Source organism: Abyssibacter sp. (assembly GCF_964229365.1).
Taxonomy (GTDB): Bacteria; Pseudomonadota; Gammaproteobacteria; order Nevskiales; family OUC007; genus Abyssibacter.
Genome location: NZ_CAXRDQ010000034.1, coordinates 1 through 15,959 on the forward strand (window position 1 = coordinate 1; position 15,959 = coordinate 15,959).

Below are 15,959 nucleotides of genomic sequence, written 5' to 3' on the forward strand. Positions count from 1 at the left end.
CGGGTGTCGTCGTGGCGTTCTTGTGCAAGCTGATCAGCATTCTCGGATCTCGCTCCAGTGTGCCAGAGTGACCTTCAGGACCTCTCGGCCCATCAGCAGTGGACGGCGAGTATGAACGAGATATTCATCCGGGACCCCACACTTAGGCACACATCTGCGCCCTGGATTGCGGTCCGAAATGGCTCATCATAGGTTCGCTCGTACTTGCTCACGCCCGGCGTAACAATCAGCGGTGAAAATCCGTCCAGCAAACGGTCGCGTAGCGGTAGAGAAACAGGTTGCCCCTGCTTGTCTTCAAACCAATCCAAGGACCCGTGGACCTTCCAGATTCTGACAGTGCGAGCGACGAAATTTCCCCTATGGATACGGATTGGGTCCGCGCCCTCGCGGCGCCGAATTAGCCCGGGCGAGAAGCCATTGGCGTGGATGTGACCACTCGCGTCAGCCGCGATTTCCGCTACCCTGTCGTAGTTTGTGGTGACTACGCTAATGGTCCTGTTTGCGCTGCGAAATAACCCTCGAATCAAGTCAGCAAGAGGCAGGTGTTCCTCGGCTGCTGCTGCGCTTTCAAGTAATTTCAAGTCGTCTTCGGCAATGGTGAGCCAGGTCTGTGCGACGATCTTCTGAACTAGGCTGGCTGGCGCGGTATGTCGCTGGAGCGCAACTTCAAGCCCGTCACCGTTAGTGAGTGCTTCTTGAATTTGCCTCCAGGAGCGCTCTTCCGCGCCGCCGTCCGGCACGACGTTCTGTTGAAGCACGCATGCGAGGGCAGCCATTCCTCGGATTCCGTGCGGTGCTGAGGAGCCACTTCCCAGCACGATGGCCGGGTGATGCTGGATGCAGTTCTGGGCAAGTTTTGCGATCGCCTCGTAGTTCATTTTCAGTATCGAACCGGGCAGGTGTGTAGAAGAGTGTCGCCTACAACCCATTACTCTCAAGCTCTCGGCCTGGAATCCAGCAACAGCTTTATCTCTTGGGCAGTAGTCTAGCTGTCAACGCTCAAACCGAATAGGGGGGATTACCGGGGCGTTCGTTCCGCACGAAATCAGTCAATAAGCTGATTCGCCATGAACCAAGACAATCACTTTGGCATGTCGGCTGAAAAAGGAGCATAGAGCGCGAACAGTTGCGAGCGAGGTATGTTAGCGGCTCTATTCCGACAGGTTCTCCCGAGTGGCAATGACTTCGATCCGTGACCATCAGCGCTACGCGAACATTCCACTAACGCGCCACGTTTCGCTCAGGCGCCAAGCGCTTGGTCGCGAGATGTCCAATAAGTTAAAGGTCTATCTGGACGTAAGGTTCTGGATACTTCTTCGCGGTGCGATGCTCAAGTTGAGTAGTAACGAAGTGCCAGCACGGCTATTGGCCATGCTTCGTCAGTTGGTTCGGTCAGGCGCTGTCATCTGTCCAATTTCCGAGACAGTCTTCATTGAGCTAATGAAGCAATCCGACCGCCGGACCCGAACAGCGACAGCATCGCTTATTGATGAGCTTTCAGGGGGTGTGTCGCTCGTGCCCTTCGCAGATCGGGTTCGGCAAGAGCTTTGCAACCACGTTTACACCTGTGCCGGAGCGCCCAGCCTTGCGCCAGTCGACCACCTAGTTTGGACCAAAGTGACATCAGTGTTTGGTGAGTTCCATCCATCGAGCACAGGTTTTGGCCCGGACGATGAACTCGCACTACAGAAGGCGTTCTATGACCATCAGTGGAAGATGACGCTGATGGATGTCGTGGCAATGCTGGACCAGAAGGGTTGGCCTGACATGCAGCTTGAGGTCACGGCACGCAACTTGAATCGCGGCAAGGTCGCCAACTCTCAAGATGCCCGAAGTATCGAGCGCTTGATCTACATCGAATTCTACGGGGGGCTCTGCCTTTTCAGGCAAGACCTTGCTCGACTTGTTGCAGAGGTTGAAGCAAGAGGGTGGAGTGGTTGGGATGCTGATGCCAACTCAGATTCTGAAGCGCAAGCCTTCAGCAAGCTGAAGGGTGCGCTACCGACTTTGCATGTTCATAGCTGTTGCCACGCCGGATTTCGCTGGGACACGAACAGAAAGCTAAACGGAAACGACTTGTTGGATTTCCATCATGCCACGGCTGCTATCGCATACTGCGATCTGCTCCTAACTGAAAAGTCCTTGGCTCACTTTGTGTCGCAAAGCCACCTTGGCCTCGGTGATTCATTCGGATGCCGGGCGACCCACGATCCTAAAGAAGCTTACGACGTCCTCGCGAGGCTCCGGCGCTAGCGGCTTCACGCTTAGATGTCCAGGTCGGGGGATGGGCTGTGGACCGCCTTTTCGAAGCTGAGCGAGCTGTTCTCGCTAGCAGCTCAAGAGGCAGTGCTCAATATTTGCACAAAACGTTGTTAATCAATTGATCTGAAAGGGTATCCGTCCAGGCCATCATCGGCGCGACGCTGAAGCGCCACTGCCGGGAATTTGAAGAATTACGCGACAAAACAGTCAGTTGCTTGTGTGCTTCGGCGCCATCGGTCACACCATTCTGTGCGTTTGGGGGGGATTGGCGAGTTGGTGCTCAAAAATTGCACAACGAAACTCGATTGTGCACCAGCGAAGGAGAGTCATGGTCGGGGCTGCCAACCCTTGTCGCAAGCAAGATTGAATGTCGGCTTGTGGGTGGAGTTGAACGTCGCGAAGCTCGGGCGCGCCTGCATCTGTATCGGACCAATCCACACGCTGTCCTGCGCCCACAATCGGGCATAGGGCGACAAACTCTTGAACTGCTTGGCCAACCGTTCTACGGATGATTTCTCGAGTGCTGCCAAGGTTGACGGCACGCCGCCCGGCAGGCCTTCAATGCTCCTACTCAGCACCAGCGCCTGCCCCAGAGTCACCCCGGATTGATTCAAGGTCAGCCCCGCCCGTCGCTGGCGCAGTGTGGAAGCGGTGGCGTCAAGCTCCGATGCCAGCGCCAACAGATCAGGCGCCGTTGCGTGCGCATCCCCGCTGGCTCCCCGGTCAGTGACCCATCCTCAGCCAGGGTCCCACAGATTCAACTCTAATTCATTGTGATCCGAAGATCGGCGGCACCCAGCCACACCATCACCTTGGCTCGAAAATGTACGTCCGTACAGATGCCACCTCAACGGCGGGGAATCACTCGGTGCGGCCAACCTGAACGGGTGCCTGCGCGAGAATTTGTTCTCTGACCGCTTCGAAGACCACTGCCGGTAGTTCACCGTAGGCGTACTGGCCTGTGGGTGTCATTCGAAGGTCCGGCCCTGGCCAGTGGAAGGTGTTGAGTTCTGAGGTGATGATCCAGGAAGCCTCGCCATCAAGTCCCAGTCGTCGCCGTGTCGCCGCAGATAGCTGGATGGCCCGCGAAGGGTCTGAAGGAGGCGAGTGGGTAATCGGTACTACCGCAACCTGGCGATCCGGTCCATCTGCAGCGACAGCAACAACGATGGCACAGGGCCGATCTTTCTGACCCTCCACCTGGCCGCGATCATGGTGTGATTTCCAGAGGTAGCTGTACCGGATGACCAGTCCAGGTTGCGGCGTGGGTAGATCAACCAACGTGGGCTATACCTCGTCGTTGTACTGAGCGGCCTCCGCCGAGGGCTGGGCATCCTTGATGGCACTGACCAGCGAATTCGGAATCTCATTGGTAGCAAAGACCTGGCGATCCAGTCGGCGCAGCCGAGCGTGTTCGCGCGCCGACAGGATCACGACATGAGCACGCCCATACTGCGTGACTTCGACCGGTTCGTGCTGGGCCTGCTGGGCAAAATCGCCAAAGCGTTTGGCGACCTCGCTGCTTTTCTCTTGAATCATTGCAACCAGGTTCTTGGACTGTATGCGACAAGCCTAGTCTGCTTGCGGGTGTCGCGCAAGTTCCGCAACATGCGGAATGTCATCGGTGCTCAATTCTTGCGCAATGCGCAACGAATGTATTGATATGAAAGGGAATCCGTCCAGTCCATCATCGGTGCGACCGAAAATCGGTGGTTTGAGTATTGGTCTATCAAGGGCTGATGAGGACTGCGCCGTCCAATCCAATTTCGTTTGTGTCTAGCCCCACATTATAGAAACAATCACTTACAACTTGGCTGAATTCAGTTTGAAAAGCCGGACGCCCAAGACATGCACAGCTGGCTGCGGCGCGCGCAGTGATTTCGTGGACGATTCCAAGGCGCAGATCGACTGAGCAACAGCCTCAAGACCTACCGCCTGCTGCCGATCCGGATCAAGGCGGATGATCTGTTGGATGGGCAGACGACGTCGGTGCCAGCCCGAAGCGCGCGTAAAGGGCTGGCACGACGAGCATGTTCAGCGCCGTCGACGTGATCAGGCCGAACAGGATCACCAGCGCCATAGGTGTCTGAATCTCGCTACCGGGCTTGCCCAGGCTCATGGCCAGGGGGATAAGGGCGAGGCCGGTGGCCAGCGCGGTCATGAGGATGGGCGCGAGACGTTCTTCCGCACCGCGTATGACGGCCGCGCGCAGGTCGCGTTCCGCGCCGCTGGCCAGCAGCCGCTGGATGTGGTCGACCATGATCACGCCGTTGCGCGTGGCGATGCCAAACAGGGTGATGAAGCCGATGATCGCCGCGATCGATACGATGCCGCCGGCGAGATAGACCCCGATCACGCCTCCGATCAGCGCCAGCGGCAGGTTCAGCATCACCAGCGCCGCGTCGCGTACGGCTCCCAAGGCCATCATCAGCAGCACAAAAATGCCGATCACCACCACGGCACCGAGGATCAACAGGCGCTGCGAGGCCTGTTCGGCGCTCTCGAACTGGCCGCCGTACTCGACGTAGTAGCCCGGCGGCATGGGCAGACGCTCGACCAGTCGCTCGCGGATATCGTCGACAACGCCGATGAGGTCTCGGTCTGCAACATTGGCGACCACCACCTGCAGGCGCTGCACGTTTTCGCGGCTGATGGTGTTGGCGCCGCGCGTGCGCCGCAACTCGGCGACCGCGTGGATGGGGACATGCGCGCCGGCGTCGGTGATCAGACGGGCGTTGGCCACGGCGTCGAGATCGGCCTTGGCCTCGGGAGGGAAGCGCACGACCAGATCGAAGGCGGCATCGTCTTCGAGCACGCGCGAGACCGCGACGCCGGTGAATGCGGCCTCGACAAAGTGACTGACCTGCGCCGCGGTCACGCCGTACAGCGCCATGGCGTCACGCTTGAGTCGGACGTCGAGAAACGGGATTTGGGCGCGGCTGGCGAGCGAGACATCCACCGCGCCAGGTACCTCTTGTATTAGCGCCTCAGCTTGCCGGGCGAGTCGATCCAGCTCGGCGAGATCGTCGCCGAAGATCTTGACCGCGATGTTTGCGCGGGTGCCCGAGAGCATGTGGTCGATGCGGTGTGAAATCGGCTGCCCGATGATGATGCTGGCGCCGGCAACGGCCCCGAGTTCATCGCGTAGCTGCGCCAGCAGCTCGGCCTTGTCACGTCCGTTGCTGCGCAGGCTGACATCGATCTCCGAGGCGTATACCGCCTGCGCGTGCGGATCGCGCTCGGCGCGGCCGGTGCGCCGCGCGGTGGCGATCACCTCTGGCACGTCGAGCAGGATGCGCTCGACGCGCTGGCCGATAGCGTCAGAGGCTTCTAGCGATGTACCCGGCAAGGTGACAACGCTGAGTGTCAGGCTGCCCTCGTTGAATTCGGGGAGGAAAGCCCGACCTGCAGCCCCAAGAGCGAGCAGGGCCGCCACCAACAGAACCATCGATGCGGCCGCCAGCAACCACCAGGCGCGCAGTGAGGCCTGCAAGACCGGGCGGTAGGCCGCCTTGAGCCGTGTCACCAGCCAGCCGTCGCTGGGTTTTTTCACGGTGCCGGCATTCGGTAGCAGGAGGTGACCGAGCACCGGCGTCACGGTCAGGGCCACCAGCAGGGAGGCTCCTAGCGACACCACATAGGCCAGCCCCAGTGGTTGCAGTAGGCGGCCCTCAACGCCGGAGAGGAAGAACAGCGGCAGGAACACCAGAATGATGATCAACGTGGCGAACACGATCGACGACTCGATCTCCTGCGTCGCATCAAGCACCACACGCATGCTAGGCCGTTGATCAGACGCCGGTTTGTCGTGGTTTTCGCGCAGACGCCGGACGATGTTCTCCACAGCGATGATGGCGTCGTCCACCAGTGCGCCCAGCGCGATAGCGATGCCGCCTAGCGTCATCGTGTTGATCGTCGCCCCCAGGGCCTTGAGCACCAGCAGCGTGACGATCACTGATAGCGGCAATGCCAGCAGTGTGATCAGCGTCGCGCGACCACTGAGCAGGAACACGAACACGATCAGCACGATTAGCACCGCGCCGTCGCGGATCGCGGCGGACAGATTGTCGATGGCCAGAGCGATGAAATCGGCCTGGCGAAAGGCGTTGGTCTCAATGCGCATGCCCTCCGGCAGGGAGCGCTGCACATCGGCAATGGTCGCGTCGAGACGCTCGGTCAGCGCCAGCGTGTTGGCGTCGGGTTGTTTCTGGATGCCCAGCACGACGGCATCGTGCCCCCGGTAGCTACCGGTGCCGCGTCGTGGTGCGGCACCGGTTTGCACCGTCCCCAGGTCACGCACCGTGACGGGCTGGCCGTCGCGCGTCGTCACCACGGTGGCCGCGATGTCTTCGACCGACTGCACGCGACCGCGCGCATGGATCAGGAATTCCTGATTGTTCTCGACGACGAAACCGCCACTGGCGCTGGTGTTGGTCTGGCTGACGGCCGCGATGACCGTGTCCAGGGTGACGCCGTAGGCGGCGAGCCGCTCCGGTGCGACGCGGACCTGGTACTGCCGGGTCAGGCCGCCGATGGGGATGACCTCGGCGACGCCGGGCACGGCCAGCAGTCGTCGTCGCAGCACCCAGTCGGCGGCGGTCTTGAGTGTCGTCGCGTCGTGCGCGCTCGATACCAGCGCGATGAACATCACCTCGCCCATGACCGAGGTGATCGGGGCCAGGGTCGGGGGTGGGATGTCGGGCGGCAGTTCGCCGCGGGCGGCCTGCAGCTGTTCGGTCACGATTTGGCGGGCGCGGTAGATGTCGGTTTGCCAGTCGAATTCGATGATGATGACTGCGAGCCCGACCCCGGTATTCGAGCGCACGCGGCGCACGCCGGCCGCGCCGTTCATCGCGGTCTCGATCGGGAACGTCACCAGACGCTCGACTTCCTCGGGCGCCAGCCCGTGGACTTCGGCAACCACCGTGACCGACGGCGCAGTCAGGTCGGGGAATACATCCACTGGCGTGTTGAACGCCTGCCATGTGCCCCAGCTCAGGAGCAGCGCCGCAGCGGCCAACACCAAGCTGCGATTGGTCATCGACCCTCGAATCAGCGCCTCGATCATGCTGCAGCCCTAGTGCGCATGGCCGTGGCCGGCTTCCGCAGGTTCCGCGGCGGCCAGGTGTACGTCGTAGGCCCCAAGGTTGACGACTCGTTCACCGACATCGACGCCCGAGATGATCGCCACATGTGTCGCGTCGTGAGCGCCGATGCGCACGGGTCGGCGCTCGAAGGTTTCGCCGCCGCGCTGGACATAGACCACCGGGCGGCCGCCGTCATCGATGAGTGCGCTGCGAGGTACCGCGAGCGCGGACATCGACTCGCCGGTGAGCACGTGGGCGGCGACACGCTGATGGATGCGCAGGCCGTCGGTGTCGGGGCGAAAGCTGAAGGTGACCGGGAGCGTCCGGCTGGTGTTGTCGATCACGCCGCCGACGGACACCAGACGGGCGTTGTCGCCAACCGCAAGGTGATAGCGATGATCGCCCAGGTCGAACCAGGCGCCGGTGGGGGCGGTGATTCGTGTCGCATCGGCCTCGGCAATCTGGGCGGTTAGCCACAGCTCGCCCTCGCCAGCGATCTGGGCCAGGACCGCATCGGCCGCGACCACCGCGCCCGGCGTGATGCGCAGGTCGACCACCCGTCCGCCCACGGGGGCGACCACAGCGATGCCGGCGTCCGGGCTGGTGTTGGCGATTTGCTCCAGGCGCGCGCGGGCGGCGCGGGTTTCGGCTCGCGCCACGCGCAGGCGCTGCTCAGCCTGGTGGACGCGGTACTCGGCCACGGCGCCGGCAGCGAACAACCCTTGCAGGCGCTCGAGATCCTGGAGCGCCAGGCGTTCATCGGCCTCGGCCCGTTGGACCGCGAGTTGAAGCGTGGCGGCGTCCGTGCTGCCGGAGAGCAGCGGGCGCAGCGTTGCCAGACGCTGGCCGCGTTTGACGCGGTCACCGACCGCGATAAAGTCGTCCGACGATGCTGAGACGATGCCCGGCACCGGGGCGCGCAGCGTCGCGAAACGGTCGGGTGGCGCGCTGATGCGGGCCGGTGCCGGCAAGGAGCTGCGGATAACGCGCGGAACCACTTTGGCCAGTGCGAAGTGGCTCTGCCACTGTTGTTCCTTCAGGTACGAAATGCCGCCGTGCTCGGCCTCCTCAGCGTCGGGCACTGCCTCAAGAGTCGCGTGGACGGTGACGGTGCCGAGCGCATGCGTGACGTCGAGACCCTCCGCTGTCAGCGACAGCGCAAGCGCGTAGTCGCCCGCGGATCGCGGGGTCACCTCCGGCGTGAATAACCCGTCGCGCGTCGGTGCACGCACGCGAAAGCGCGCCTTGAGGGCGCCGTCCTGGCGCAGCTCAACATCGAGCGTGCCATCGCGCACTGGAGAGAAGTCAGCGAGTCGGGTGAAATGCGCCAGGAATCGCGATGGTTCACCGACCACCAGCGCTGGGTACTCGACGAACAGTTCGGTGTCTTCGGTGAAGTGCGTGACGACCTCGGTCGGTCGGGTCTCGTCGCCGGCCTCGCCGTGGCCACCGTCATGGGCGGCATTGTCATCACCATGTTCCGACGCGCTGTGCGCGTGATCGGACGCTGGATGATCGTGTGCGTCATCGCAGGCGCTAACCCCGGCGAGCAGGGCGAGCAGGGCAGCTCGGGCCAGCGCCCATCGCGCCGACTCAGTGCTCGTGATCATGCCCATCCTGGTCGTGGGCGTGCTCATCGTGATGGCCCTGGCCCCGGCTCTGATGTGTCCCGTGGTCGCCCTTGTGGTGTCCATTCTTGGCGTCTTCGTCGCCGATACCGTCATGCGCCCGCTCGGCGTCCTCTTCGTCGGCGTAGAACGCCTCGGTCTGGGGTGCTTGGTCGTGCGCGTGGCCATGGCCGTGTTCATGGTCACCGCCGGCCTGGGCGGTTGGGAGGGACCAGGCCGCCGCCGCGATAACGAGTGCGGCCAGTCGCTTCGGTGAGCTTAGGGATTCAGTTCGAAAGGGCATCGAGGGCTCCTTGGTTGAGTTCCATCAGTTGGGTGTGCGCTTGGCGGGCCTCGCGCGTCAGGTCTAGGGCGTCTAGCCGGGTCTTGAGGGCGGATTCGACGGCATCGGCTAGTTCCATGACGCCGATCTCGGCGCCAACGTATGCGGCTTCTGCGGTGCGCATCAGCGTGTCGGCAGACTGGCGGGCCTGCTGATCGATTCGTAGCGCCTGCTCGCGCAGTGTCACAGCGGCCTGCCACTGAGCGCGGATCTCGCCGGTGATCTCGCGTCGCAACACCGCAAGGTCTGCCTCGGCGAGTTGTAACTTTGCCGCCGCGATGTCGCGGTCGCGGCGGTTGCGATTGAGCAACGGAATCGGCACTTCCACCGAAAACAGCACCCCGTCTTGGGCCATGTCGCCGCTGTCGACCTGCCGATGGCCGAGGCCGAGCGTCAGGTCGGGAATGCGGGCACGATCTTCGGCATTGCGCATCGCCGCTGCTGCGCGGCCGCGTGCGGCACTCGCGCGGAGTAACGGAAGGTCATCCACCCCAGCAAGGATGGTGTCGAGCGCCGGTGGTGCCGATGGCGGTAAAGGGTCTAGTAGCGATCGGCTGCGTTGCGTTTGCAGACCGGTCACCGTCGCGAGCCGCGCGTTAGCGGCTGACCGCTGGGCTTGCGCATGTGACAGTGCCGCCGAGACAGCGATTTGCATCTGTTCCAGGCGGCTCTGGTCGTACTGCGACGATTCCCCGCGGTTGACCTGCTCGCGCACGATGTTCATCAAGCGCTCGGCGCGCCGGTCCCAACCGGTCAATAGATCGGTTCGCTCGTTCCAGTACACGGCGTCGAAGTAGCGGACGCGAACTTGTTGGCGAATGCTTGCCGCTGACTGATCGCTCTCGGCCATCAACGCGGCACCCGCCCATTGAGCAGATTGCTGCCTCAGGTGCCGCTCGCCCGACCAGTCCAGCGTCTGGCGCAACCAAAAGCTGCGCTCGGTGGATCGGGTGCCACTGCCGTCGACGGATTCGTCCGCATACTCGAGTTGCGGGTTGTTCGGGCGCGCGGCAGCGCGTTGCTCGGCGCTGGCACGTTGACCGAAGGCGGCAAGGCGGTCCGAGACATCAGGTCGGGCCAGGGCCATCGCTTGAGCACTCGTGAGGCTTAATCCGCCGCCGCGTGCGGGATCGGTGCGACCGGCAAGTGCCCCAGCTGGAAGCGTGAGCGTGACCACCAGTACCTGTGCCGACAGGCTGAGCAGCGCGTTCATGTGACTTGCTCGATCAGGCGATGCAGCAGCGGCGCGAGCGCCGACACACTGCCTGTCACGCTCAGTGCTGTAACCAGCAGGACAAACCAGAAGCCGGCTGTCGGCGTTCGGCGCGGGGCGACCAGCGCGTGGATGCGTTGCTCAAGTTGCCCGCCGTGGAAGTGACAGACAGCGTAGCCGGACACTTGATGTGCTCTGGTCAGGCGGGCCACACGGAGCAAGCAATCGGCCAGCGCCAGCCGATCGGTCGGAGAGGTCGCGACGGCAGAGTCACAGCACTGCTCGCTGGCCAGCTCCCAAGCTTGCAGCAACGCCCGACGGACATGCGGAAGATGCCCCATCGAACCCACGGCGAGCAGGATGCGGCGGAGTCCATCCCGGCGATGCACGTGCGCACGCTCGTGGGTCAGCACGCGTTGCAGTTCGTCGGCGGAGAGGGCGGCAATCAGGCCGTCGCTGACGTAGATCCGAGGTCGGCGCACACCGGCGGTTAGCGCCAGCGGCGGTTGGATCGGTAAGCGATGGATGTTCAGCGAGCAGTCGAACGAGGCCAGTTTCAGCGTCGTGCGAAGTCGGCGCGCGTGCCATTGCAGCCGAACCAGCTTCCAGGCAACAGCGAAACAAATCAGTCCAAGTGCCCCGACGGCGATCCATGTCACAGACCCCGGGCCGTCGAGCGGCAGATGCCATGTGCAGCTGTGGTCGGCGCGGTGCAGGGCGCAGTGTCCTAAAACCTGCGACCACCAATGTGGCGCGGCGGACCAGATGGCCAGCACCGCCGCAGCGATCCCGGGCATGACCAGCAGTGCGCTGGTGATGCGCAGCCGCGCAGCCGGTGCCCAAGCCTCGATCGCCGGCCGCAGCAGGCGCCAGACGAGGGCGACCACGGCGCTCATCATCAGCAGGCTGACGAGAAACAGCAGGGCCGCCGAGAGGGCGTCGCCGAGGGTGGGCGCCAGCGTCACGTCCGATCTCGATGACGATGGACATCGATGACCGCCTGGAGACGGTCGAGCGTCGCATCGTCCTCGCCGTCAAGCTCCAGGAACGAGGCCAGCAGTGCGCCGCGGTCGATGTCGCCAAGCTGCTCGGCGATGGTGTGCATGCTGCTCAGCAGCAAGGCCTCTCGGTCGAGTTTTGGGGTGTAGCGGTAGGCGCGGCTGATCTTCTCGCGCGCCAGGGCGCCCTTGCGAAACAATCGATCCAGCGTCGACTGGATCGTGTTTAGCTGTCGCGGCCGCCGCGCGCTAAGCGCTTCGTGGGCCGAGCGAACATCCGCTGACCCCTGCGCCCAGAGGTGCTCCATGACCTCCAGCTCCAGCGCGCCCAGCGGCAGGTCGATGGTTCGGTTGGACATGCGGTTGCCTCGGGCGGGAACGAGGCCTCATCCTGGATGCACGAAAACCGATTGTCAATCGGTTTTCGTGGCGCTCACGCCACCGTCACAACACCGAGCCTGCAATCAGGGTGCTCAAAATTTGCGCAATGGAACCGTAACGCGTGGTTTAGCCGGAGATCCGTCCAGTCCATCATCGGTGCGACGCTGAAGCGGTTAGTTAAGTCATTGTTTTCATGAACAAAGGAGTGCTGATTCGTCCAATCCGCTCGTTGAGCCTCTCAGGCGACCGTTGTTGAAAACTCGGAGGAACCCAGCGCCAGCGCAAGACGACCCCCGATGTCAGCAACGCGCTGCTCGATGAGTTCCTGGCCGACTACGAGGTCTCGGATGACCTGATCGGCAAAGATGGCCTGCTCAAGCAACTCACCAAGCGGCTGGTTGAAAAGCGCTCTCGATGCCGAAATGCCCATCATCCGGGGCACGACAAAAGGCGCTTGTGATCAACGGTGGCACTGTCAGGGCGGGTGCCTGCGGCCCAGTCAATCCATGCAACCGCCGTGGTGCTCGCAAAAGCGTTGCACGAACACGCGCCGACGAAACTTGTCGTCAAGCTTGACCCACGCCTCGTGGACGAGATCCTCGCGATCCAGCAGCACGGCTGCGATCAGACCCGATTCGCCTCGCAGGCTTTGGCGGCCCGCCGGCGTCCGGTAGGCCGCGCGTATTGCCTGGCCGTTCGGAATGTCTGCCGGGTCCAGGCCCGCCAGCCACGCGTACACGTTCAGACGCCGGGCGATGATGGGGCGGATGTCCTGAATTACGTCGCCGGTGGATTCCACGGCGCGCAGCGCACGCAGCATGGCTTCGTGGACGCGAACCGGCGACTGCGCCAGCCAGGCGCGCATGGCGAGATGTTCAGCTGCCTGAAAGACGCCCACGTTGGCGTCGAAATCGTCGGGTGCGAGATCACGTTGGCGCCACGCCACCTCAAATCCCTCCAGCGCGGCGTCCAGGCTGTCGCCATGGCGGCCGGCCAGTCCGAGCGCGACGGCCTGGTGGTTCAGGGCGTCGTCGAGGTGTTGCAGGGTATGCGCGTTGGTCGGATCGTTCTCGACTCTTGAGCGCGTCAGGGCCAGCACCTCGGCCAATTCGGCGTCATCCGGTTGCAGGCTCTGGCTGGCCACACGCAGGTAGACCAGATGCAGCAGGGCCTCGACGAGTTGCCGTTCCCGCACGCCGCGGTCATCTGGTGCTTGTGCCAACGCCGCGCGTTGCCGCGATAGCAACTCGGTGGACACGCTCTCGGCATCGGCGAATCGCTCTTGGGTCAGGTACTGGTAGCTCAGCCACGACAAGGCGTCCGCCAACGCCTCGTCCGCCACCTCCCTGTCCGATTCGTCATCAACCTCGGCCAGCAGTGCGCGAAACGTCGCCTCGGCCTCGCGCAGGTTGGATTCCGCGATATCCCAGTTCTGCTGAACCGCATGCACGCCGCCGGCTTGCAGCCAGGTAGCGGCTTGCGCGGCCCTGAGGCCGACATGGTCCGGCCAGCGCGCCAGCGCCTGCCCGACCAGTGCTGCCCTGCGCTCGTTCCATGTCAGGCTTTGCTGGTACTCCCCGGCGCTGTACAACGCATGCGCCATGACTTCCATGGTCGCGCCGGCATCCAGCCAGATGTCCGGATCGTCAGGGTTGCGTACCCGCAGTTCCTCGTTCAGCGGCAGCACCGACTGCAAGGCCGTGCGGGCTCCCTCGAGATCGCCCTGAAAGATGCGCACCTCGGCAATCTGGCGCACGGCTCGGGCCTGGGACACCAACTCGGACTCGCTCAGCTGACTGGCGTCAATAGACGAGAAGTAATCCAGCGCCTTATCGCCTACCGAGGCCAGTACATCCAGCTTGCCGATGGGTTCCAGCTTTTCGCGCAGGTCACCGATCATGAACTGGATCAGTCCCTCGGCCTGTTGCTGGCGGGCTTCGACAATCTGGCGCTAGGCATGGGCGTCATTGCGGGCCTGGGTGGCGAGGACCGCCAGCCCGATGGTCACCGCCGACACGCCGATGGCCACCGAGGCCAGCGCGGTGAGGCGGCGGTTGCGTGCTGCCAGCTCGCGTTGCTTGAGGTCGTTGAAGCCGATGCCCAGCACGCCGGCAATCAGCTTGAGTTTGGCGTCGGGCCTGGTGTCCTTGCCGGCTCGCACGTCGGCGGCAATCGGTTCGGCGGGCCGGTCGATGATCGTGCCATCGGCATCGACCTGAAAGCGGACCGCGTCGGGGAAACACTCCCGCCCGGCGTCGCCGGGTTCACCGTCGACAATCAGACAGAACACGCGGTCGACCCGGCCCAGCGCCTTGTAGCGCCTGACCTCCTCGTTGACCCAGCGCGAAGTCGCCGCCCTGGGCGAGCAAATGACGATCAGGCTGGCCGACTCAGCCAATGCCTTTTCGATCTCGCTGCCCAGCTCGTGCGCGGTGGCCAGTTCATCGCGGTCCCGAAATACCGGGAACAGCTTGCTGGGGATCGGGCCCACCGGCGATTCCTGCCCGACCAGCCGTGCTGGCACCCGGTAGCCCTCCAGCGCCTTGTGCAGCCAGCGTCCCCACGCTTCGTCGGCATGGCTGTAACTGATGAAGGCCACGTATTTGGATTGCGGTGTCGCCACCCGGTTGCCTCGTTCGGTGTGCGGGAACGGTACCATCCGTCACTTGCGGTGCGGTGCGTATGCTTGGACGCATCCACTCTGGATCTCGTCATGGGCCGCCCAATGCATACCGGTGAGTGCCGGGACAAAGGTGCCGGACTGATGTGCTTGCGCAACACCTGTCCTCAACGTTCGGAGTCGCACGGAGTCGCACGGAGTCGAGGGTGAGAACGCCTGGACGCTCGGTGCCAGTCGCTGTCGGTTAAGCCCTTTGAGGACTTGCTTGGACTCGATCAACCCCGGGTGACCAGCTCAGCAATGTCTTCTGTTCCGAGATTGCCCACAGTTCAGCCGCTGCATCTTGGTCCAGTGCGAGCGCTAGCAGTGGACACTCGCCGATGGGGCCAACTGTCGCAGCTCGCTTTGTCGGGCCATACAACGCCTCCGGCCTCAGCCCTTGTTCGGTTGCGCACATGACTTCGGGCCAGGCGCCTTTTTCGGCTGACTGCGCGATTAGAGGGGCGAGCGTGGACCAGACCATCTTGTTGAATGTACTGGCTGTGTCCTGCAGCAAATTTGTGCGGGATGCACCTGGGTGGCAGACCCGAACCTGGACGCCGCTACCTGCAGCTCGCACCCTTCGCTGAAGCTCGTAGGCGAACATCATTTGTGCGAGTTTGCTCTGGGCGTAAGCGTTCCAAGCAGAGTAGTTCCGGTCGAAGTTGAGGTCTTCGAACTGGATTCTTTTCAATCCCATCTTGTAGGCATTACTTCCGACGACCACGATGCGCCCATTCGATGCATCAATCCGCTCGAAGAGCAGCCCACACAATAAGAAATGACCCAGGTGGTTCACGCCCAGCTGGCTCTCGAAGCCGTCTACGGTGATCACCTGCCTGGCGACCTGCGCGATGGCAGCGTTGCAAAGCAGCGCGTCGATCCGGGGAACGTTCTCGAGAACCCTCGCTGCTGCCTCCCGCACGGAATCCAGCACCGCCAGATCCAGGGTGACCGCGGTGACGTCCACGTCGGTACCGAACTCTTGCTGCAGTCGCTTGATAGTCGCGGCGGACTTGTCGGCGTTGCGGTTCATCATCACCACGCCCGCGCCCTTGGAGAGCAGTACCCGGGTTGCCTCGAATCCTGCTCCGGCGGTCGCACCGGTGATGACATAGGTCCTTCCTTCCAGTGATCCGAGTTGCTCTGGGGTCCAGCCTTGGGGGCCGGTTTTGCGGGTGGTCACGATATAGATTCCTTGATGGCGTGCGGGGCATGGCGCACACAAGAGCAGTCTGCGACAGCTACGCGCTATCCAGGCTGACCGAGCACGCCTCGAATACATAATGACAAAAAACGTCATAACGTCAGTATTGACACTTTTGCGGAGAGTGTCAAGATTCGATCGTGGATGCCGACAAGCAAACGATGATTTTGGACGCCGCGTTCGATGCCTTTATCAGGCATGG

General features: G+C 62.9%; 14 protein-coding genes. 2 read left to right on the forward strand and 12 right to left on the reverse strand.

The features are described 5' to 3' along the window. Positions 1-92 precede the first annotated feature (92 nt). Positions 93-878, reverse strand: coding sequence for a hypothetical protein (locus tag ACE1EY_RS05625; RefSeq protein ID WP_370299655.1), 786 nt, complete (start codon positions 876-878; stop codon positions 93-95). A 388-nt stretch (positions 879-1,266) separates the two neighbouring features. On the opposite strand from ACE1EY_RS05625, the gene ACE1EY_RS05630 reads away from it, so the two are divergent. Continuing rightward, a complete protein-coding gene (locus tag ACE1EY_RS05630; protein ID WP_291512534.1) occupies positions 1,267-2,253 on the forward strand; it encodes a hypothetical protein in 987 nt (328 codons plus the stop codon). 335 nt (positions 2,254-2,588) lie between these two features. Here the strand turns inward: ACE1EY_RS05630 and ACE1EY_RS05635 are convergent, their stop codons facing one another. The 4 genes from ACE1EY_RS05635 to ACE1EY_RS05650 form a co-directional block, all read right to left on the reverse strand. After that, the gene (locus ACE1EY_RS05635) at positions 2,589-2,942 is read right to left on the reverse strand and encodes a hypothetical protein (RefSeq protein WP_370299657.1); all 354 of its coding nucleotides are present in this window, start codon (positions 2,940-2,942) and stop codon (positions 2,589-2,591) included. Positions 2,943-3,549: 607 nt separating this feature from the next. Further along, a complete protein-coding gene (locus ACE1EY_RS05640) occupies positions 3,550-3,801 on the reverse strand; it encodes a hypothetical protein (RefSeq protein ID WP_370299658.1) in 252 nt (83 codons plus the stop codon). Positions 3,802-4,213: 412 nt separating this feature from the next. After that, the gene (locus tag ACE1EY_RS05645; RefSeq protein ID WP_370299659.1) at positions 4,214-7,330 is read right to left on the reverse strand and encodes an efflux RND transporter permease subunit; all 3,117 of its coding nucleotides are present in this window, start codon (positions 7,328-7,330) and stop codon (positions 4,214-4,216) included. Positions 7,331-7,339: 9 nt separating this feature from the next. Beyond that, on the reverse strand, positions 7,340-8,959 hold the full coding sequence (locus ACE1EY_RS05650; RefSeq protein ID WP_291512532.1) for an efflux RND transporter periplasmic adaptor subunit: 1,620 nt from the start codon (positions 8,957-8,959) through the stop codon (positions 7,340-7,342). Between ACE1EY_RS05650 and ACE1EY_RS05655 the strand changes: the two genes are divergently transcribed. Continuing rightward, positions 8,952-9,233 carry a hypothetical protein gene (locus ACE1EY_RS05655; RefSeq protein WP_291512531.1) on the forward strand — a complete coding sequence of 94 codons (282 nt, stop codon included), beginning with the start codon at positions 8,952-8,954 and terminating at the stop codon, positions 9,231-9,233. The two genes, ACE1EY_RS05650 and ACE1EY_RS05655, sit on opposite strands and share 8 nt — an antisense overlap. 10 nt (positions 9,234-9,243) lie before the next feature. On the opposite strand, the gene ACE1EY_RS05660 is transcribed toward ACE1EY_RS05655, so the two are convergent. From ACE1EY_RS05660 to ACE1EY_RS05690, 7 genes are all read right to left on the reverse strand, one after another. After that, positions 9,244-10,512 carry a TolC family protein gene (locus ACE1EY_RS05660; protein WP_291512530.1) on the reverse strand — a complete coding sequence of 423 codons (1,269 nt, stop codon included), beginning with the start codon at positions 10,510-10,512 and terminating at the stop codon, positions 9,244-9,246. Continuing rightward, positions 10,509-11,477, reverse strand: a complete 969-nt coding sequence (locus ACE1EY_RS05665) for a M56 family metallopeptidase (RefSeq protein WP_291512529.1) — start codon at positions 11,475-11,477, stop codon at positions 10,509-10,511. Before ACE1EY_RS05665 ends, ACE1EY_RS05660 begins: the two co-directional genes overlap by 4 nt. After that, complete coding sequence (locus tag ACE1EY_RS05670; RefSeq protein ID WP_291512528.1) at positions 11,474-11,869, reverse strand: BlaI/MecI/CopY family transcriptional regulator; 396 nt, start codon at positions 11,867-11,869, stop codon at positions 11,474-11,476. The genes ACE1EY_RS05665 and ACE1EY_RS05670 overlap by 4 nt, the downstream gene beginning before the upstream one ends. Positions 11,870-12,129: 260 nt before the next feature. Beyond that, positions 12,130-12,324, reverse strand: a complete 195-nt coding sequence (locus tag ACE1EY_RS05675) for a hypothetical protein (RefSeq protein ID WP_291512527.1) — start codon at positions 12,322-12,324, stop codon at positions 12,130-12,132. Positions 12,325-12,390: 66 nt separating this feature from the next. Next, positions 12,391-13,791 carry a hypothetical protein gene (locus ACE1EY_RS05680; protein WP_291512526.1) on the reverse strand — a complete coding sequence of 467 codons (1,401 nt, stop codon included), beginning with the start codon at positions 13,789-13,791 and terminating at the stop codon, positions 12,391-12,393. A gap of 51 nt (positions 13,792-13,842) precedes the next feature. Further along, on the reverse strand, positions 13,843-14,514 hold the full coding sequence (locus ACE1EY_RS05685) for a toll/interleukin-1 receptor domain-containing protein (protein ID WP_291512525.1): 672 nt from the start codon (positions 14,512-14,514) through the stop codon (positions 13,843-13,845). A 241-nt stretch (positions 14,515-14,755) separates the two neighbouring features. Next, positions 14,756-15,736: an SDR family oxidoreductase gene (locus tag ACE1EY_RS05690; protein ID WP_291512524.1), complete on the reverse strand. Its 981-nt coding sequence runs from the start codon at positions 15,734-15,736 to the stop codon at positions 14,756-14,758. Positions 15,737-15,959 lie beyond the last annotated feature (223 nt).